The sequence below is a fragment of the Corynebacterium durum genome (assembly GCF_030408675.1).
GTDB lineage: Bacteria > Actinomycetota > Actinomycetes > Mycobacteriales > Mycobacteriaceae > Corynebacterium > Corynebacterium durum.
The window spans coordinates 547,448-565,930 of sequence record NZ_CP047200.1 but is presented as its reverse complement, the minus strand read 5'-3'; the positions used below and the strand labels follow the sequence as shown (position 1 = coordinate 565,930).

General features: G+C 56.5%; 17 protein-coding genes. 8 read left to right on the top strand and 9 right to left on the bottom strand.

The features are described from left to right. Positions 1-69: 69 nt before the first annotated feature. The 4 genes from CDUR_RS02615 to CDUR_RS02600 are packed head-to-tail and all read left to right on the top strand — an operon-like array spanning position 70 to position 3,700. A complete protein-coding gene (locus CDUR_RS02615; protein ID WP_179418877.1) occupies positions 70-1,053 on the top strand; it encodes an SPFH domain-containing protein in 984 nt (327 codons plus the stop codon). Continuing rightward, the gene (locus CDUR_RS02610) at positions 1,054-1,245 is read left to right on the top strand and encodes a hypothetical protein (RefSeq protein WP_006062593.1); all 192 of its coding nucleotides are present in this window, start codon (positions 1,054-1,056) and stop codon (positions 1,243-1,245) included. A 45-nt stretch (positions 1,246-1,290) separates the two neighbouring features. Further along, positions 1,291-2,316: a hypothetical protein gene (locus tag CDUR_RS02605; protein ID WP_179418876.1), complete on the top strand. Its 1,026-nt coding sequence runs from the start codon at positions 1,291-1,293 to the stop codon at positions 2,314-2,316. Positions 2,317-2,347: 31 nt separating this feature from the next. Beyond that, positions 2,348-3,700, top strand: a complete 1,353-nt coding sequence (locus tag CDUR_RS02600) for a DUF6620 family protein (protein ID WP_179418875.1) — start codon at positions 2,348-2,350, stop codon at positions 3,698-3,700. A gap of 492 nt (positions 3,701-4,192) precedes the next feature. On the opposite strand, the gene CDUR_RS02595 is transcribed toward CDUR_RS02600, so the two are convergent. Next, positions 4,193-4,363 (bottom strand): YbdD/YjiX family protein, encoded by a 171-nt coding sequence (locus CDUR_RS02595; protein ID WP_233453122.1) that lies wholly within the window; start codon positions 4,361-4,363, stop codon positions 4,193-4,195. A gap of 40 nt (positions 4,364-4,403) precedes the next feature. After that, positions 4,404-6,695, bottom strand: coding sequence for a carbon starvation CstA family protein (locus CDUR_RS02590; protein ID WP_179418873.1), 2,292 nt, complete (start codon positions 6,693-6,695; stop codon positions 4,404-4,406). A gap of 217 nt (positions 6,696-6,912) precedes the next feature. On the opposite strand from CDUR_RS02590, the gene CDUR_RS02585 reads away from it, so the two are divergent. Then, complete coding sequence (locus CDUR_RS02585) at positions 6,913-7,689, top strand: hypothetical protein (RefSeq protein WP_179418872.1); 777 nt, start codon at positions 6,913-6,915, stop codon at positions 7,687-7,689. Between the two features lie 81 nt (positions 7,690-7,770). Then, the gene (locus tag CDUR_RS02580) at positions 7,771-9,087 is read left to right on the top strand and encodes an O-acetylhomoserine/O-acetylserine sulfhydrylase (protein WP_179418871.1); all 1,317 of its coding nucleotides are present in this window, start codon (positions 7,771-7,773) and stop codon (positions 9,085-9,087) included. 74 nt (positions 9,088-9,161) lie between these two features. Here CDUR_RS02580 and CDUR_RS02575 read toward each other — a convergent pair whose 3' ends face one another. The 5 genes from CDUR_RS02575 to CDUR_RS02555 all read right to left on the bottom strand — a co-directional run bounded on the left by CDUR_RS02575 (position 9,162) and on the right by CDUR_RS02555 (position 15,289). Beyond that, the gene (locus CDUR_RS02575; RefSeq protein ID WP_179418870.1) at positions 9,162-10,019 is read right to left on the bottom strand and encodes an HtaA domain-containing protein; all 858 of its coding nucleotides are present in this window, start codon (positions 10,017-10,019) and stop codon (positions 9,162-9,164) included. 120 nt (positions 10,020-10,139) lie between these two features. Next, the gene (locus CDUR_RS02570; RefSeq protein ID WP_179418869.1) at positions 10,140-10,982 is read right to left on the bottom strand and encodes a heme ABC transporter ATP-binding protein; all 843 of its coding nucleotides are present in this window, start codon (positions 10,980-10,982) and stop codon (positions 10,140-10,142) included. Further along, complete coding sequence (locus CDUR_RS02565) at positions 10,982-11,959, bottom strand: FecCD family ABC transporter permease (RefSeq protein WP_179419185.1); 978 nt, start codon at positions 11,957-11,959, stop codon at positions 10,982-10,984. Before CDUR_RS02565 ends, CDUR_RS02570 begins: the two co-directional genes overlap by 1 nt. Positions 11,960-12,091: 132 nt before the next feature. Beyond that, positions 12,092-13,195: a heme/hemin ABC transporter substrate-binding protein gene (locus CDUR_RS02560; RefSeq protein WP_233452981.1), complete on the bottom strand. Its 1,104-nt coding sequence runs from the start codon at positions 13,193-13,195 to the stop codon at positions 12,092-12,094. Positions 13,196-13,261: 66 nt separating this feature from the next. Continuing rightward, positions 13,262-15,289 carry an HtaA domain-containing protein gene (locus tag CDUR_RS02555; RefSeq protein ID WP_179418868.1) on the bottom strand — a complete coding sequence of 676 codons (2,028 nt, stop codon included), beginning with the start codon at positions 15,287-15,289 and terminating at the stop codon, positions 13,262-13,264. 186 nt (positions 15,290-15,475) lie between these two features. Between CDUR_RS02555 and CDUR_RS02550 the strand changes: the two genes are divergently transcribed. Together CDUR_RS02550 and metX are read left to right on the top strand one after the other, a co-directional pair. After that, positions 15,476-16,075 carry a hypothetical protein gene (locus tag CDUR_RS02550; protein ID WP_179418867.1) on the top strand — a complete coding sequence of 200 codons (600 nt, stop codon included), beginning with the start codon at positions 15,476-15,478 and terminating at the stop codon, positions 16,073-16,075. A gap of 65 nt (positions 16,076-16,140) precedes the next feature. Continuing rightward, positions 16,141-17,235 carry a homoserine O-acetyltransferase MetX gene (gene metX, locus CDUR_RS02545; RefSeq protein ID WP_179418866.1) on the top strand — a complete coding sequence of 365 codons (1,095 nt, stop codon included), beginning with the start codon at positions 16,141-16,143 and terminating at the stop codon, positions 17,233-17,235. On the opposite strand, the gene CDUR_RS02540 is transcribed toward metX, so the two are convergent. Both CDUR_RS02540 and CDUR_RS02535 read right to left on the bottom strand, forming a co-directional pair. Beyond that, on the bottom strand, positions 17,236-17,604 hold the full coding sequence (locus CDUR_RS02540; protein ID WP_006062603.1) for a DUF3017 domain-containing protein: 369 nt from the start codon (positions 17,602-17,604) through the stop codon (positions 17,236-17,238). Further along, on the bottom strand, positions 17,588-18,445 hold the full coding sequence (locus tag CDUR_RS02535) for a bifunctional methylenetetrahydrofolate dehydrogenase/methenyltetrahydrofolate cyclohydrolase (RefSeq protein ID WP_179418865.1): 858 nt from the start codon (positions 18,443-18,445) through the stop codon (positions 17,588-17,590). The genes CDUR_RS02540 and CDUR_RS02535 overlap by 17 nt, the downstream gene beginning before the upstream one ends. Positions 18,446-18,483 lie beyond the last annotated feature (38 nt).

Sequence of the window (18,483 nt, the reverse complement as noted above, 5' to 3'; positions counted from 1 at the left end):
ATTCAATACTTCAAGTAGCAATAGTGCATACTAGTAGAGATTGAGCTACTTCCGCATGAAAGGACACATATGGGCATCCCTTTTGTCGACCTCATTGAATGCCTTGACCCAGATCCGCAGCTTGTTATGTGGAAATGGCCTGTTGAAAACGGGCAAATCAAAACGGGTGCCCAACTTATCGTCCGCGAAAACCAGATCGCGTTGACGCTGGCACACGGCCAAGCAAGCGCGGTGTATGGCCCCGGCCGCCACACGCTTCCCAGCGTGAACATACCGGTTTTAGACCAGTTGAAGGGCTGGAAATACGGGTTCGCCTCACCCAATATTTACGACGTATTTTTCATGGTCACGCGCCAATTCGTAGACCTGAAATGGGGCACCCCCGCCCCCGTCATGATGCACGACCCCAAGTTCGGCCAGGTTCGCGTTCGAGCTTTCGGTTCGTACAACGTCCGCATTACCGACGCCGCGCGGTTCTTCCGTGAATACGCGGGCTCATACCCATTACTGTGCATCCGCGACCTTGAGATTCAGCTACGCGACTACATTGCCGCAAAGTTCGGCGAGATCATGGCCACCTCCGGCATCAGCGTCATGGATTTCGCCGCGAACCTGTCGATGGTAAACGCACGCCTCGCCCCCGCCATAGCCCCATACTTCGAGGACCTGGGGGTTTCCGTCACGCAATTCAGCATCGCTTCCGTCACCCTCCCCGACGAGGTCAACGAATACTACGACAAAGTCACCGGTATGAACATGATCGGCGACATGGACAAGTTCCAGCGATTCAACACCGCGCTCGCTACTGGCGACGCCCGGACTGCCGCAGGTGCTGGCGCGCAAGACGGCATGGCCATGGGACTGTTGTTCAGCGAGATGGCGGCGACCCAGCAACAGACACAACAGGCGGCGCCGGCGCCCGCTCCAGCGGCAACACCTGCGGCAGCTAACCCCATGGAGAAGCTGACCACATTGAAGCAGATGTTCGACGCGGATCTCATCACCGAACAGGAATACGCCGCCAAGAAAGCCGCGATCTTGGAGGAGATGTAAATGGCTGAATCGATCGTTGAGCGCATGCGCCGACAGGCGTTCGCCAGCACAAAACGTGACGTGCACTACGAAGAGGAACAACTCACCACTGAAACGACAGTGTGCCCTGGGTGCGGCGCCGGCCGTGCGGAAGAACACGGCGTTAAGGAATGTCGCTACTGCGGGTACGTGTTTATCAGCGCCGACCTGTAGCAGCACAACAAACAACATAATTTTTAAGAAGGATTGAAGGACATTATGGGGCAATCTCTCCAGATGATTACAGAATTACGGGAACGCCTTGACGTATTTCTGGGCAAGCTCCGGCAGCGCGGCGAAGAAATCGCCGCCGAAGCCCGAGCTACGGCACCAGAGATCAAAGCAAACGACACCGATGAGTACAAACGCTCATTCCTGGCTTTTCAAACTGGAATTGGCAACCAGATGCACCAGTTGGTGGAGAAGGCAGAGCAGGTGTTCCACAAGCAGTTCTCTGTGTATATGAGTGTTGAAGACCAGAACGTCCGCGCCGTCTTCTTAGAGGCAGAGGACGCCGTTGAGGACTTCAGCGACTACATTGACACGCTCACCGAATCCATTTTCATGGAGTCAGAAACCGACGACGCCGAAAAACAGTACAACCAGGCTGTTGCCGATTGGAAGGAAGCTGCTGCACGTTTTACCTGTTCGCAGTGCAGTGCCCCGATTCCGGTCACGCAACTGTACTACCAGGCACAATACCTCACCTGCACAGGATGCGGAACGCAAACAACATTCATGCCGTCAACGGCAATGCGGAACGCACCACAAGCGGCGGAGGCACTCGCGGAACTTCGTACTCGTCATATAGAGGAAGAAAATTACCGCATTGCCACTTCCCCCGGTGGCTGGGTTGGTCAAGTTATCATGCTGCACATCAACTATGAACTGGCGCAGCATCGCGAGCTTGTGCGTCTACTGCCAGCATACGCAGAAACCCGGGTTGATTTCCTCCGCAAATCCATTGTGGAAGAAGCAAGAACCAAGGGACACACGAAACTTGAACCAGCAGGAACTCGCGAAGCTGACGTCACCTACTACAACGTGATGGGCAGCCTCGGCGACACGATGCGCAACCTACGTGCAGCACAGGACACGCAGTTCGCCAACATTGTTGAACTCATTGTCCGTGACCTTGCGCGACCTGGGTGCGAAGTCGCAAACGCCATCATCAACGGAACATACACGGACGAACTGTGGGAAAAATACGCCGCTATAGCGTCCCGCAGTCCTGAGGACTACTAACCCCTACTCAACCCCAGCAAAGGACACATACATGTTTGATTTTCTGAAAAAGCTCTTCGGTGGCGCTTCCGAGGATGCTCCCTCTTCTACCGCATCTTCTGGGCGCTCCGCCGGTGGATCCCGCACAGCCCAAGCAGCAGGCGCCAACCCTGGCAAAGCACCCGCTGCCGCCTATAATGCACGCCCCAACTCCAAGGAAACCGGAGTTCCGAATCCGGACGGCTCCACCTTCGGATACCGACCGAACGGCGAACTGTTCTTTGTGCACCCCTTCAGCGTTGCCATCACCGGAGAGTTTCTTCATGACAGCTTCGATGAGGAAGCACTCGCATGGCTGCCCAAACCACAACCCCCGGCAGGCTTCCCTGCAGATGCGTACGAGTACGCAGATAAATGGCTTGACCTGTGGGAACGTGCCCTGGAGCCGCAGTTCGAGTTTTATGAGCAGATCGACACCAATAAGTCTGTTCCAGGAGCCCAGGATGCACTAGAGCGCTGGGAGGGGGTCTTGCGCGCCATTGATACTGAGGCCACCCAGCTCGGCGATTTCAAGGGCGCTCGCAACCTTGTGCTGGGCAACAGTGACATGCACGAATCTGTGGACACCTACATTGAGGTATCCAGGGATTACCTGGCCAAGCGCATCGACTGGGACTCCCTTGATCAAGAAGACAAGCAGGAGATCATCTACGACTGCATTGGTACATTGTTTGGGTTCTACACGAGGCGTAATGAAATTCTCGCTGGTTTCTACCAGGATCCCAGCGGCCAAGCTGCGCGACAGGCGGAGGAAGAGGCATTTGCACCGTTAATGGCCATGCGCAACGTGGATACCTCCGCACCCGAGCTCCAGCCAATTGCTGGCGTGAGCCTGCACGACTTCGTTGCTGGTTCACAGAGGCTTCACGCCAACGCGCCCATTGAAGAAGTCACCACCATACTGGGCATTGAGCGCCCGCAATGGGATCAGGCAGCAGCGGAATGGCAGCACCGCATTGGTACTCACCCGATGACCGTGGGGGTGGAGTACAGCAACCTTATGTCGCAGCCGCATCCGCTGTTCAGTGGGGCAGCTGGGGCCGGCTCCTCCCAAACGGGGCAGGCCGGGAATAACTCGGCTCGACTGAGCACCGACCGCAATTTCTACGTTGAGGTTGCTGCAGCTATGGGTGCAGCTGGTGAAGCTGGCATTGACACTGACGGCTACCTTCATGAGCACTACGGCGTCTCCATAGCTGAGGCTGGGGCCGCAGGCGTGACGTGGATGTCTGATTTTACTCAGGCGGGCGAACTCACCACTCTGATTCAGTCTCGACAAGCAGAGATAGCCAAGGAGATTGCACAACTTGCTGGCCCAGGTGCCGCAGATGATATCGAGTTCTAAGTAACACATAAAACGGGGCAGCAGTTCACCTTTCTGCCGCCCCGTTTTCCATGCCACAGTGGCTCAAAAACTCTTGCTTAGCGACGCCGCGTACACCCGCACGTCTGATAAGCCCATGCACATCAGCTCAATAGTGCCATCAATAGAAAAATATTTCCACTATGAAAATGCACGAATTATATCATCACATGCATTTCCATAATGGAAATATCATTTGCAGAGATTCCCCCGAATCTCCACGGTCCGCGCCACACCCCTTATGTGTTCAGCAGATTTAAAGAAAGGTTAACACTTGGCATGGATAATCGGGAAAATTTTTGCATAACAATCATCCACCCATACCCCCGTAACTGGCCTTGAACTGGGATTTTAATAAACTAGTCACACGAATTAAAACACCCCCGACGCCCCCATAATAGTACGCAATCCGCCCGTGATCCTCGCCAGATAAAGGCAAATAGAACCAGGGCGGATGGTTTCAGCTGTTTTCCTCTAACAGCACCGTCCTTTCGGATTGAGTTCTTGCTCAGCCCACCGCATACGCCAGTATTCTCGCTCGGTGGGTATGGGTGCACAAGGGTGGTGTTGTTGTAGGTACGTGACGTATTTTTCATAGTCACGTTCCCCCATCACATCACCGATATACACCCAGCAGCTGCGCATGAGCTGCCACACCTTCGCCACTGCGCTCACAATGATGCGATTAGTGGTGAGCATGTGCTGTTCGTTCCGTCGGCGGCGCCTCTGTTGCCCACACCTGAGCAACACTCTTTTCTATGCTCGTCGCCCCCAAACCACTAGGAGCAAAAAACGCGGACGGGCTGAAGGGTTCTTCACTCGTAGCAATCTCTTCGCCCCGCTGGCGTGCAACAATGGCTTTGTAGCAGGCTACTGCAGCCGCAGCGATAACGATAAGCACAAGCACCGCGAAGAGTATGGACAGCACGCCTTGGATTGCGGTGTTGCGAACCACGGCGTCGATTTCCGCTGGGGACTTGGCACTCTTAAATGTGGTGAGTCCTTGAGCGGCAGCTTCTTTAAAGCGGTTGTGCTGGGCCCAGTACCCAATGGATGGGTTGCTGGAGAATACCTTCTCCCACGACGCAGTCATAGTCACAATCACGTCCCAGAACAACGGAATGGCAGGGATCCACGCCCACTTGTACATACCTTTCTTCACCACAACCACGAGGACAAGGGACAAGGCGATGGCCGCAAGCAACTGGTTTGCAATGCCGAAAAGCGGGAACAGGACGTTGATGCCGCCGAGCGGATCAGTCACACCCATGAGCAGAATGGCTCCCCACAAAGCGCACACCGCAATGGTGGAAATCCAGTTGCCCACAGTCCAGGTGGGATCTTTGAAACGCGCGAGGCCGGGGACGTTGGCGAGGGTGTCGGTCATCATGAAGCGTGCGACACGGGTACCAGCGTCCACGGTGGTAAGGATAAACAGTGCCTCGAACATGATGGCAAAGTGGTACCAGAAGGACTGCATCTCGGGGTGCCCGAAAATGTCGGTCAGAATGTGCGACATACCGAACGCGAGCGTCGGCGCACCACCAGTTCTGGAAATGATGGTGTGCTCCCCCACCGCCGCAGCAGCACTGGTGAGTTGTTCGGGCATAAGGTTAGAGCCAGGAAGTCCCAGGGAGTTCACAAACTCAGCAGCACTTTCGGGTTTTCCACCAGTCATGGAGGCTGGAGCGTTCATCGCGAAGTACACATGACGGTCCAAAATAACGGCGGTGATGAGAGCCATGATGGCCACGAAGGACTCCATGAGCATGCCGCCGTACCCGATCACGCGCATTTGCGTTTCTTTTTCCACCAGCTTGGGCGTGGTCCCAGAGGAAATCAGCGCGTGGAACCCAGAGAGAGCACCGCAAGCGATGGTGATGAAAAGGAAGGGGAACAGATTGCCGGCAAAAACTGGCCCGTTGCCGTTTTTAGCAAAGTCGGTGATGGCGGGCATGTGCACCTCGGGGCGGTCAATGAGAATACCCACTGCAAGCAGCCCGATCACGCCAACCTTCATAAAGGTGGACAGGTAATCGCGTGGCGCAAGCAGTAACCACACGGGCAGGATGGCTGCGACAATGCCGTAACCAATAAGCACCCAGGCAAGCACGATCTTGGACCAGGTGAACATTTCCACACCCCAGGAGGTATCAGCAACCCAGCCACCAGCGACGATAGACAGAAGCAGCAGGACAACACCGATGACGGAAACTTCACTCACGCGTCCGGGGCGCAGATAGCGTAGGTACACGCCCATGAACAGCGCAATCGGCACAGTCATGGTGATGGAGAACACACCCCATGGGCTTTCTGCAAGGGCGTTGACCACCACAAGTGCCAACACCGCAATGATGATGATCATGATGGTAATCACGGCGAGGATGCCGGCAGTGCCACCAACGACTCCCATTTCATCGCGGATCATCTGCCCCAGTGAGCGACCTTTCCTGCGCGTTGACACCCACAAGACCAGGTAGTCCTGCACAGCACCAGCCAGGATAACGCCCACAACAATCCAGATAGTACCGGGAAGATACCCCATCTGGGCTGCCATGACAGGCCCCACCAGCGGGCCAGCACCCGCAATCGCAGCAAAGTGGTGCCCGAATAGCACTCGCCGGTCAGTTGGCATAAAGTCCTTGCCGTCATTGGCGTATTCGGCAGGGGTAGCGCGATCGTCGCGAGGCTTCACCACCTTGTATTCGATAAGCCGCGCGTAGAACGTGAAGCCGATGATGTAGGAACCAACTGCAGCAAGCACCAACCACACTGCGTTGACTGTTTCGCCACGGGATAACGCGATGGTTCCCCACCCGGCTGCTGCTGCGATGGCCACAAGGAGAAGCACGATCTTTTTCTTCAACGACATGCGTCTGTGGTCGTGGACACCAACAGGCAGGTCACACGCATCTGAATAGACCAGTTCCACTCCGTCAGGAACCGTGAGTCTGTCCTTGACATCCTGTTTTGTCATGACAGCCCTTCCTTTCCAAACTCCAAAAATATGAGGTGAGTCATACTTAGCTCAAAATTATGCGCCTGGTCACACCGTATCCCGAATGATGGGACTTTAAAAGGGGTTTTAGGTCACTGCTACTGAAAAAAATCCATCAAACCGCGCATAAACACTGCTCAGCCACACGGCGCGAGGAACAAATCACATAACCAAACCCACAACGTAGGCTTGTGTTATGAGGTTTTCTTTTCATCAACCACCCCTGCCACCTACCCCCGTCACCCGCAGGCCCATCGTGACAACAGTGGGTACGGCGGCCGTCGTTACGCTTGCCGCACTCCTAACGCCGCCAGCAAGCAACGCTTTCACGGTGACAGCCGACACAGAGAAGCAGCTGTGTCGGGTAGACCCTAACTCCCCCTCGCAGGTACGGGACTTCTGGAACAAGCTGGAAAACGATGTCCGCAAGGCACGCATCGCAGAAATCGACAAAGCCTCCCCAGGGTTTGCCGCCGACCTGGCCGCCTACGAATCAGGCAGGGAAGGAGCGCCAACTGTCAACGACCTGCAACAGCGCATCACCAATACGGGCGGACAGGAAGGCTTAGGTATGCTCACCACACAAACCGCGGCCGATGCCGGAATTGATGCCGCCACCGACCCCGGTTTTAGAACCGAATACACCGAGCAGCAGGCACGCACTGCCGCGCAGGACATCGGCGACAACCCCGCCGCAGCCATTTCCGGAACCCTGCAGAGCCAAGCATCCTCCGGCATGCGTATCGACGCCCTCCGATCCGAACTCTTCAGCACCCGCGCTGCTGACTACAACTCCGCACAACAAACCCTGAAGACCAACCTCACACACTGCGCCGATGAACTAGCTGACGCACGCCCCATGCCCTGGCAACAAAAGGCACTCATCGCAGCAGCGATCGTCGCCGCCCTCCTTGTAGGGGTAAAAGCTTGGTTTAATTCGAGAAAACCAAGCCGACACCAGGCACAACGATAATGGACAGACAGAGCGGTTTGCACTAGACCGAGCTGTTCACTATGTTGGTGTAAAATTCATCGATACTAAGGATTGCTACCCATGCCACAATACGACAACAGCAATGCAGCCGACTGGGGCTTCGACACCCGCTCCATCCACGCGGGTCAAACAGTCGACAGCGACACCAGTGCACGCAACCTTCCCATCTTCCTCACCTCCTCTTACGTATTCGACAACGCCGAACACGCTAAACAACGCTTCGCCCTCGAAAACCTCGGCCCTGTATACAGCCGCCTCACCAACCCCACCGTTGAAGTCGTAGAAAACCGACTCGCTTCACTGGAAGGTGGCGTGCATGCTGTCCTCTTCGCTTCCGGGCAGGCGGCCGAAACAGCAGCAATCCTCAATCTCGCCCGCGCAGGCTCCCATATCGTCTCCTCCCCGCGGCTTTACGGCGGCACAACCACGCTATTCACCGTCACCCTCGCCCGCCTGGGAATAGAAACCACCTTCGTGGACGACCCCGACGATCCTGCCTCCTGGCAGGCTGCCGTCCAAGACAACACCGTCGCCTTCTACGGCGAAACCTTCGCCAACCCCCAGGCCGACATCCTCGACATTCCCGCTATTGCCGAGGTGGCACACGCCAACAACGTCCCGTTCATTGTGGACAACACGCTCGCCACCGCAGCACTCGTCCGTCCCCTCGAACTGGGTGCTGACATCGTTGTCGCATCCCTGACCAAGTTCTACACCGGCAACGGCTCCGCGCTCGGCGGTGTCCTCGTCGACGGTGGGCAATTCGACTGGACCATTGAACGCAATGGTGCCCCCGTATTCCCCGACTTTGTCACACCCGACCCCGCCTACCACGGCCTCCGCTACGCCGACCTCGGCCCCGCTGCCTTCGGGCTCAAAGCCCGAGTCGGACTCCTTCGCGACACCGGTGCAGCCCCCTCGGCCTTCAACGCATGGGTCACTGCCCAAGGCTTGGAAACACTGTCCCTGCGCGTTGAACGACACAACAGCAACGCCAAGAAAGTCGCCGAATTTTTGGCACGCCACCCCAAAGTCGCCACTGTCAACTACGCCGGACTTGAAACATCCCCCTGGTACAGCATCAAAGAAAAACTAGGACTCGACTACACCGGCTCCGTCCTTTCCTTTGACATCAAAGGCGACAAGGATGCAGCATGGGCGTTTATCGACGCCCTGAAACTCCACTCCAACGTCGCCAACGTCGGTGATGTGCGCTCCCTCGTTGTCCATCCCGCCACCACAACACACTCGCAGTCAAACGAGGAAGAACTCCGCCGCGCCGGGATCAACCAGTCCACCATCCGACTCTCGGTGGGCATTGAAAACATTGATGACATCATCGCCGACCTCGAAGCGGGCTTCGCTGCCATCAGCTAAGACCTGTTAGCGGAACGAAAAAATCCCTCGTCCCTGGTGCTGGGAGAGGGATTTTTACGCTTCAACGAAGAAGACTAGATGCGGAACGGCAGCGGAATGTTGGAGTGCCGCAAGAACCCAAAGATAGCCGCAAGGATCGCGCCAGCGACGCCCAGACCTGCAAGAACCTTGACGAACTGAGAGTTACTGCTGCCAGGCGCAGTCGGCTCACCTGGATTCGGGTTGGGAGCGGGTGCCGGAGAGCAGTTCTGGGAGACTTTCACCTTGCCGGTAATTGCGCCGGTGTGAATGTCGTCTTTATAGAAGTCACCCAAAGCGCTGATAACGTCCTGGGAACCAAACTTGCCTTGACCATTGGAAGCAAATGCAACATCACCGGCCTTGAGCGCGAGCGGTTCCTTCAAGGTCCACTCGGAGACCTTAATTTGCTTTGCGTCTTGCCATTCTCCGGCAGTGTTGTTATCTACACGCTTGCGGTAGTGAACGTCTGCGTACAGCTCAAGCTTGCTTCCCTCAGCCTTGAGGTTGAAGTTGCTGAACGTATTGTCCAGAACATAGTTATCACCATGCTTATGTCCCTGGTAGTGCATGGTGCCATCCACATTCAATTCCGCCTGGTTGACGCCTGTAGAAACCCCCTTAGAGGCAACAAACTTGTAGTTGCTTTTGGCCTTATTGGCCTCGTTCAGGTTGGTGATTCCGCCCGTGAGTTCTGATGTTCCATGAGCGATCGTACCGTGGATGTAATTATTCCAACTATCGCGGAAATCCCACTCAAATTCGCCACCAGTGACTTTGAAAACAGCCTTGTCATCGGTGCAGGTTGTTTGCTGCTGCGCGATTGCAGTGGTTGGGACAACTACTGCCCCAGCAGCGATGGATGCCGCCATAAAAGCGGCTAATGAATGCTGGAAACGACTTGCGCTTGTCATACGAGACTCCTGTAGTGAGCGGGCGTCAACCACCCGGAAAACAATATTTAGGATAGGCACACCTTAGCTTAAAAACTTAGTAAAAATCAAGCTTTAGCTCTGTATTTGTTAATAAAACATTTAGTTAAATGTAAGATTGAACAGCTCACTAAGGGTTTCCTGTAGACCATCACCTACCCCCGCTTCCCTCCCCCGCTTTGGGAAAACTTGAACATCTCCTGCAGGCGACAGCACAACCTGAATATCCCAGCCGTACACCGCACTCAGCGTCTCTTTGGTATACACCTCAGCAACAGTCCCCTGCGCCGCCACAGTACCGTCAGCAAGGCACACAATGCGGTCACAATACGCAGCGGCGGCATTAAGATCATGCAACACCACAATCACGGCAGCGCCATTTTTTGCGAGTGCCCGAACCAAGCCCAACGCCTGCTCCTGATGCCCAATATCCAGGGCAGCGGTAGGTTCATCAAGCAGAACAACGGGTGTTTGTTGCGCCAACACACGCGACAGCGCCACTCGCGCCCGCTCCCCGCCCGAGAGGGTCATAATGTCACGATCCGACAGGTGGCTTACCTCAGTGGCAGCAAGCGCGGCATCGATAATCGCATCGTCGCGCACAGATTGGTCCGTGCGTGCCCATGGACGCCTACCCATGGACACCACATCGCGAACCAAGAAAGCAAAAGAAACAGACACATCCTGAAGCATCACCGAGCGCGACTTCGCCAACTCCAACGCCGATGCCTGCACGGGATCGTATCCACAGATAGAAACCGAACCTGAGAAAGGAATGAGATCACCGCTCAGGACAGACAGTAGCGTGGATTTTCCTGCACCATTCGGACCAATGAGGCCCAGTACTTCACCGCGGCGAGCAACCACCGAGACGTCGTTAAGCAGCGTTTTCTCCCCCATGACCACCGTAATACCAGTGGCAGAGAGCAAAGCCTCAGCAGGCATCAGTGCCTTCCTTTCATCAGCATCCGCCGAAGCAGAACAAAGAACGTCGGTCCACCCACCAGGGCGGTGAAAATACCGATGGGCAAATCGGCAAAGGGAATAAGCGTGCGCGCAGCAATATCCGATAACCCAATGAGCACCGCGCCAGCCAACGCAGACGCGGGAATGAGAACCTTATTCGCAGGTCCCGTAATTCCACGGAGCAGATGCGGAACAATTAGACCAACAAAGCCGATCAGTCCGGCGTAGGCCACGGCACCAGCTGTGAGCAATGTGGAGGCACCAATGGCGGTAATGCGCAGCCTGGAAACATTGATGCCAATGTGCCCCGCAGCTTTTTCACCCAGTGCCAACACATCAAGCTGCCCACCAATGCGCAGCGAAATAGCCGCACCCGCAATAATGATCGGCGCGACCACAATTACATGCTTCCATTGCGAACCGTTCAGTGACCCCATTTGCCAAAAGATAATCTGCTCACGCGATGTCGTGGGAGCAAGGTAAACGAGGAAGGAAATGATCGCACCTGCCACGGCATTAATGGCAATGCCTGTAAGAATGAGGTTGATCACGTGCACGCGGCCGTCGTGACGCGCCAGCTGGTACACAACTGCGGTGGTCGCTACAGCCGTGATAAACGCCGCAGCAGGCACAGTGGACGTGCCAAAAATCGTAATGTTGAAAACAATAACCAAGGCGGCGCCAACGCCCGCGCCGCTGGTCACGCCAATGACACTCGGTTCCGCCAGTGGGTTAGCAAAAACCGCCTGCATCAGCGCACCGCTGACGCCCAACGCGGCTCCCACCAGCAGTCCCAGCACTAGGCGCGGCAGCCTAATCTTCCACACCACAGATTCGGCAAGGCTAACGCCCTCTGGACCTGCGATAAGGATACGCGGCACGTCACCAACAGGAATGTGGTATTGCCCCACCGACACAGAAAACAGGACACCACCAACTAACAGCACAAGGAGCATGGCAAACAGCACTACTCGACGCCGCGTTCGGGTGCGGAACACCTCACTCGCAGCGGGTCTTCCTGCCTTCGCCGTATCCCGACTGTACTCTGGGCACTGAACGATACTCGTATTCGTCACTGTCAGCGCCTTTTACTGAGCCTGATCTGGGTTATACACTGCCTGCGCCGTTCGCAGTAACAATTCACCGGTTTGCGGACCAAACGCCAGCGACTGCCCATCCGGCAGTGCAACAACGCGTTGATGCTGCCCAGCCGTGGTCTGCTCTACTCCAGGTCGCTGCATCAATCCTTCAATGCCGCCGGTGGATTTCAACCCCTCCGTCATCATGATGAACACGTCAGGGTTGAGTTTGGCCAGTGCCTCAGCGTTTGCTGGGGCGGCATCTTTCAAACCGTTTTCTGCGGCCACATCCACCGCACCAATGCCCTCAATCAAATCCTGCGCACCAGTGCCTTCGCCCAGGATGAAGAACACGCCACCGTTACCACGCGCGTACAAGAACGCCATACGTAGCGGCTGGTCTGGTGCAAGTTTCTTCACTGCTTCCATATCGGCATCAAGGTCTTTTTTGCTGCGCTCTGCCAGTTTGTCGGCTTCATCAGGCAGGCCGACCACCGAACCAAGGTTCTTAATGTCATCGCCGATGGAGGCGATGTTTCGAGTCGGCTCCATGACAACCACGGTCACGCCCGCATCACGGATCTGATCGATAGCCTCGCGGGGGCCAATGCTGTGGTCAACAATCACCAGGCTTGGGGACAGTTGGAGCACAGCTTCAACGTTGATGTTGTGCCCACCTTGAGTGACCACGGGAAGATCAGCCAGTGCCGGTTCGGTTGAACTAACTGTGCGGCCAACGATGTTGTTCTGCAGCCCGAGGCCCATGAGGGTTTTGGTGTAGGTTCCGTACAAATCGAGGGCAAGAATGCGCGACACATCCTTGACGGTGACGTTATAACCATCAGCATCGTTGAGTTCAACAGGGAGCTGAGGCTGAGCATTATCGGTCACAGGAACCACGTCACCCATGTCTGGAACAGTTGAAATTCCGGTAAACGTGCGCGGGTCTTTCAATGAAGCACGGTCGGGTAACGATTCCCGGAGTTCCTGATCGCTGGTTGTTGCCTGGCTGTCCCCTAAGGCATTCGTGGACAACGGCGCGTTGCATCCGGCGAGCGCCCCGGTGAAAGCTAAGGCAGCACACATGAGCACTGCTGTGAACGTAGTACGCATAGTCGCTGCTGGGATCACAAGCGGACCTTTCCTAGTGGTGTGGTGAATGGTGAAACGCATGGGTGGTTAACGGCTGTTGGGATTTCGGGAAACAAACTGGGATAGGGTGGCTCCGGCAATCACAAACGCACCCAGGATCATCAGGATGGGAGTGGTAAAAGGCGAACCGCCAGTGCCTGCACCATCAGCGTCCGCCGCTGCGGATTTGATTTTGAACGAGCCTTTGCTGTCAAATCCTGCTCCCTCGGAGGAATCTTGTGCCCCATTGGTCTTCACGCCAAGCTTCGCTGCGGCAGCAGACCCCGACTTGGCGTTGGTACCGCCAGCGGCATTCCCGCTTTTTGCACCGTTTGCGCCGGACGAACCACCGGCTTTGGTTGCAGCGGCAGCCGCAGCATTGCCGCCGGCACCGGCAACTCCCCCACCAGAAGCACCAGACCCCTGCCCCGCAGTACAGCTTGCTGCACCACCAAGAGATGCGGTGAAACTAATTGGGTCTAGCTGGGTGCCTTCAGGGTAAAAGTCGGCGAACGCTTGGGCACCGGCTTGAGTCAGCGACGCTGTGGCAGAACCTGATGCTGCATTGTCACCTACGTTGAGCTGGTTGAAGGAAAGATTCGCCAGTGCAACTCGCCCAAAGTCCGTGTTGTGTCCCTCCATATTGTTGGAGGAAACGGTAGCCACCAGGGAACCTGAGTTGCCGCTCCACTGAATTTCCAGGTTGGACATGTTCAGTTGAAGCACCCCTTTATGACCTGTGAAGTGCATGGATCCAGGGAACAGGATGGTACCCGTGTTCGCCTTTGGGTCCACGGCCCCGGAGTTGCCGGCGAAGTGAAATTCGCCATCGCTGTGGGACACACCGCTCAGTTCCCACGAACCCTTCGCGATGGAACCAGTGATGTAGGACTGGAAGGACTGCTTAACACCCCAGGCCGCGCTAGCTTCCGTCACGCCTAGCGAACTTTCGGCTGTACACACAGATCCGGCACCGCCACCGCTTGTCGACGCCGCGCCTCCTGCGGCACCTTGGTGACCTCCACCCGCAGTCCCTGCGGTGGCAACAGCTCGCCCAGCGGTATCCCCACCTTTTGCGGCTCCACCACCGTTCCCGGTGCCGGACGCACCGCTTGCGCGGTTAACTGTGCCACCGCCAGGGCCAGGGCCAGGGCCATTGACGGACGCACCGTTCTGGTTGAAACGGGCACCCAACTTATCAATGTTGGTGATGATCTTATCCGTGGTGGACAGCAGGTTGTTCACCGCGGTGCCGTAGTCATTGGCTGTTTTCAGGGCATCGAGACCCGGGGCGTTGTTCTTCTTGGTCGAGGTCGTCTTGGAACCACCGCCGTTGCCACGTCCGCCGCTGCTATTGCCGTTGGTGACGTTAGCCACACGAGCTGCGCATTCGGCGCCAAGGTTGATGTTGGCGTTCAGCGGATCCATCTCGCCGCCGGTGCCGTAGTTGCCTAAGAAGAGCTTGTCACCAATATCGGTAAGGGTGACGTCACCGCTCAAATCAACGGCATCCGAGGTGAAGTCAGGTGTACCGTTCAAGGCAACCTCGGCGATAGCAACGTCGTCGCCTCGCACAAAGTTGTCCGGGGAATCTGCACTCATATCATCCGGCAGGTTGGCATCGTAATCCACCAGAATCTTGGCGGAGCTTCCGTTGACCGCAATCCTGAAATCTTTGAGCGTCATGTCGAGTTTGGGCTTGTCGTTATAGCTGTGCCCATAAAAGCGGATGCCGTTGTCCTCCCCAAGGGGCACGATGGTAGTGCCGTCATCGGTGGTTTCAATCGGTGGGAACGGCTCGTTGAACACGAACTCATCGCCGTTGTAATTGACGGTCCCTTCCGTTTTCCAACCGCCCTTGGCAATCCTGCCTTCAATGTAGCTGCGGAAGGACTGGCGCACGCCCCAGCCCACCTGCGAGACTGCACACTTCTCGCCTGCTTGGGCACCTGCCGATCCCATCAGTGTGTTATGGGGGGACACGATAGGAGTGACGGTCACACACGCCGCAGCTGCGATGGCAGCGGCCGCGAGGGGGCGTCGGAAAGCGCGTGCCGTGCGGCTCACAGACAACATTCGGGTACTCTCCTTAAACTAAGATACTCAGCTTCTCTAATCTCATTCTCAGAGATCAGTCCATGCATCCTTTCAAATTAGTTCAAGGTTAGACTAACCTAACCCACAGAAGATTCATAAGAAACCATTTGTCTAACCCCGTCCCTACCCCTTATCCGCAACAGCAAAGGACCGGATTTTAGTGCCATGACTGCGACAGAAACACCCTCGCAAAACTTCCGTAATCTCTACCCAGAGGTTGACCCCACCACACCCATCCGACTCGGACGGGGAGAGCACTTTGCGATCGTAGCCTCAACCGGCATCCTCGTGTTTGGCGCCGCCGCTGGAGACCTCCGAATCACAGGAGCAGGTTTTGCATTATTCCTGCTCAGCATTATTATCACTGCCTCCAAAACGAACCGTAGGATCCGACACGAAGCACGATCACGCTTTCCCGGTGAAGACTGGATTGAGTACCGAACCGCCCGTCATTTACGTACCGATATCATCGTTCCTGTTGGGTGGCTTATTATCAGCGTGATCACCGGCGCATGCCTCTGGTACGTCCCCGCGCAATACACCTACTGGGGAGCCTGTGGGGCAGCCGCAGCCGCATGTGTGATTATGTTGTTTTTGCCCGGCCTCTCCCCTCTGTGGGGTGAGACTACTAACACATCAGATGACACAGGTTTTTTTGATGTTGACTCAGGTTTTCTTGAGGAAACTTCATCAGCGCATCCCCAACCCAGCGTTGCGGATACCGCCGAGTTCGACATTACGGGGACCGACAACCACAGCAACTAGACTAGACAGAGCTGTACGTCTACAATTTCGAAAAAACCACGCCCCCTACGATCTGAGGTGGATGCATGCAACCACTCGTTGAGGAGAACACTCTCGGCCACCAGCGCATTGGCACGGTACGCACCGAAGCGGGGGCAGAGATCGCCGACGTTGTCATTGCTTACCAACGGTGGGGGGAACTGCGTATCGACGCCTCGGGAACCAGCAACATCATCCTCGTCGAACATGCCCTCACCGGTGATTCCAACGCAGTTGCGTGGTGGCCGGGCATCATCGGCCCCGGCAAAGCGCTAGACACCGACATCTACTGCGTGATGTGTACCAATGTCATTGGCGGTTGCAGCGGCAGCACAGGCCCCAGCTCGATTCATCCCGACGGTGCGGCGTGGGGTTCGCGATTCCCGGGAATATCCATCCGCGACCAGGTATCTACTGAAAAACAATTTCTTGACTCACTCGGCATTGATTCCATCACCGCCGTCGTGGGTGGATCCATGGGCGGGGCGCGGTGCCTCGAATGGTCGCTCCTCTATCCCTCCGTTGTACGATCCGCACTGGTGATGGCCGTATCCGCTAGAGCGAGTGCATGGCAGATCGGCATTCAGTCCTCGCAGATCGCCGCCATTGAGCATGATCCTAACTGGCAAGGCGGAGATTTCCACAACACCGGTCGCACCCCAGATCAGGGGCTGGCCACCGCGCGTCGCATCGCGCACCTGACCTATCGCGGCGAGCAAGAGGTTGATGAACGGTTCGGTGCGGACGCCCAACCCGGCGAAAATCCCCGAGGTCAGTTCCGCAGTTCCACGCAGCGCTTCGCGGTGGATAGCTACCTAGACCACCAAGCTAAGAAACTGGTGGAACGCTTCTGCGCAGGTTCCTACGTGACGCTCACTGACTCCCTCAACCGGCACGATATTGGACTGGGGCGCGGTGGCTTGAACAAAGCGCTGGCATCCTCCACGGTTCCCACCATGGTGGTAGGCGTGGACACCGACATTCTGTACCCGTACCACCAGCAAGAACACTTGTCGCGGAACCTGGGAAACCTCTTGGGAGTAGCCAAAATCGTCTCCCCCGTCGGACACGACGCCTTTCTCGCCGAAATACGCCAAGTGGACCGCATCATCCGCAGGTTCCGCGTGCTTGCCGGTATTTAACTAGCTTCCCAAGGAATCGACGGTACCCGCCACAAACATCATGCTGACCCCCAGCGTGGTGGTAAAGGCGGCGTCGAAACGCCGCGACCTCACGCCCAGAACACCCATAACTCGGCTGTCACACACCAGTCGCAACCCCGCAAGCCACGTCAACGCAACACCAAGGGCGAACGTGGCGCGCCGCCAGTGATCCGTCACCCCGCATACCAGCGCAAATACCAGCAGCGCCCCAAAAATGCCCAGGCCACAGTACTGCAAAACTGGGGGCAGTAATGACGGGGGTGCACCGGCATCGTGCGGGTTGGCTAGCGCCCGCTCCAGCTGTGGATCCTTAGCCGGATGCTTAATTCCCCTAATTCCCTGCAGCACGCTGTTCCGCTCGTTCCACGACATTGCGCACCAAAAACGCGCGAGTCAGGGGCCCTACCCCACCGGGGTTGGGCGAGACATAACCAGCAACATCCCACACATCAGGGTGGACGTCGCCAAGCAGCTTCCCATCCCGGCGCGACACTCCCACGTCAAGAACAGCGGCACCAGGTTTGATCATGTCAGCAGTCAGCATGTGCGGCTGTCCCGCTGCGGCGATAACCACGTCGGCGGTCTGGGTTTCCGCAGCTAAGTCCTTGGTACCTGTGTGGCACAGCGTGACAGTGGAGTTTTCACTGCGCCGCGTCAGCATGAGTCCGATGGGGCGACCCACGGTCACACCGCGGCCGATCACCACCACTTTCGCGCCGTTCAGCTCAACGTCGAAGCGCCGTAACAAAGCAATCGCGCCATGGGGGGTGCAGGGCAAGGGGGCAGGGTCGTTCAGCACCAGCTTTCCAAGGTTCACCGGGTGGAGGCCGTCAGCATCTTTACTCGGATCGATGTGCTCCAGCACCGCATTTTCATCCAGGTGTTTCGGCAGTGGTAACTGCACGATGTAGCCGGTGCAGTCTGGGTCCGCATTCAGTTCGTCGAGTACCCGAAGCAGGTCTTCTTGACTGATGTCTGCGGGAAGATCTCTACGAATGGACCGAACGCCAATCTGTTCGCAGTCGCGATGCTTCATCTTCACATACGCGTGGCTTGCCGGATCATCCCCCACCAGAACTGTGGCCAAACCAGGGGTTATTCCCTGTGCCTTCAACGCTGCAACCCGCGTGGAGAGGTCGGCAAAAATTTCGTCGCGGTAAAGATTTCCATCCAATTTGATCGCAGTCACGCGCCCATTATTGCACGCATACCCATGCCTGTAACATC

What these genes read in the sequence shown, in the direction of transcription:
- CDUR_RS02580 (WP_179418871.1), top strand. Translation starts at nt 7,771, where the DNA reads ATGCCACAATACGACAACAGCAATGCAGCCGACTGGGGCTTCGACACC.
- CDUR_RS02565 (WP_179419185.1), bottom strand. Translation starts at nt 11,959, where the DNA reads ATGCTCCTTGTGCTGTTAGTTGGTGGTGTCCTGTTTTCTGTGTCGGTG.
- CDUR_RS02555 (WP_179418868.1), bottom strand. Translation starts at nt 15,289, where the DNA reads ATGTTGTCTGTGAGCCGCACGGCACGCGCTTTCCGACGCCCCCTCGCG.
- CDUR_RS02575 (WP_179418870.1), bottom strand. Translation starts at nt 10,019, where the DNA reads ATGACAAGCGCAAGTCGTTTCCAGCATTCATTAGCCGCTTTTATGGCG.
- CDUR_RS02585 (WP_179418872.1), top strand. Translation starts at nt 6,913, where the DNA reads ATGAGGTTTTCTTTTCATCAACCACCCCTGCCACCTACCCCCGTCACC.
- metX (WP_179418866.1), top strand. Translation starts at nt 16,141, where the DNA reads ATGCAACCACTCGTTGAGGAGAACACTCTCGGCCACCAGCGCATTGGC.
- CDUR_RS02605 (WP_179418876.1), top strand. Translation starts at nt 1,291, where the DNA reads ATGGGGCAATCTCTCCAGATGATTACAGAATTACGGGAACGCCTTGAC.
- CDUR_RS02590 (WP_179418873.1), bottom strand. Translation starts at nt 6,695, where the DNA reads ATGACAAAACAGGATGTCAAGGACAGACTCACGGTTCCTGACGGAGTG.
- CDUR_RS02595 (WP_233453122.1), bottom strand. Translation starts at nt 4,363, where the DNA reads ATGCGCAGCTGCTGGGTGTATATCGGTGATGTGATGGGGGAACGTGAC.
- CDUR_RS02570 (WP_179418869.1), bottom strand. Translation starts at nt 10,982, where the DNA reads ATGCCTGCTGAGGCTTTGCTCTCTGCCACTGGTATTACGGTGGTCATG.
- CDUR_RS02600 (WP_179418875.1), top strand. Translation starts at nt 2,348, where the DNA reads ATGTTTGATTTTCTGAAAAAGCTCTTCGGTGGCGCTTCCGAGGATGCT.
- CDUR_RS02550 (WP_179418867.1), top strand. Translation starts at nt 15,476, where the DNA reads ATGACTGCGACAGAAACACCCTCGCAAAACTTCCGTAATCTCTACCCA.
- CDUR_RS02560 (WP_233452981.1), bottom strand. Translation starts at nt 13,195, where the DNA reads ATGCGTACTACGTTCACAGCAGTGCTCATGTGTGCTGCCTTAGCTTTC.
- CDUR_RS02615 (WP_179418877.1), top strand. Translation starts at nt 70, where the DNA reads ATGGGCATCCCTTTTGTCGACCTCATTGAATGCCTTGACCCAGATCCG.
- CDUR_RS02610 (WP_006062593.1), top strand. Translation starts at nt 1,054, where the DNA reads ATGGCTGAATCGATCGTTGAGCGCATGCGCCGACAGGCGTTCGCCAGC.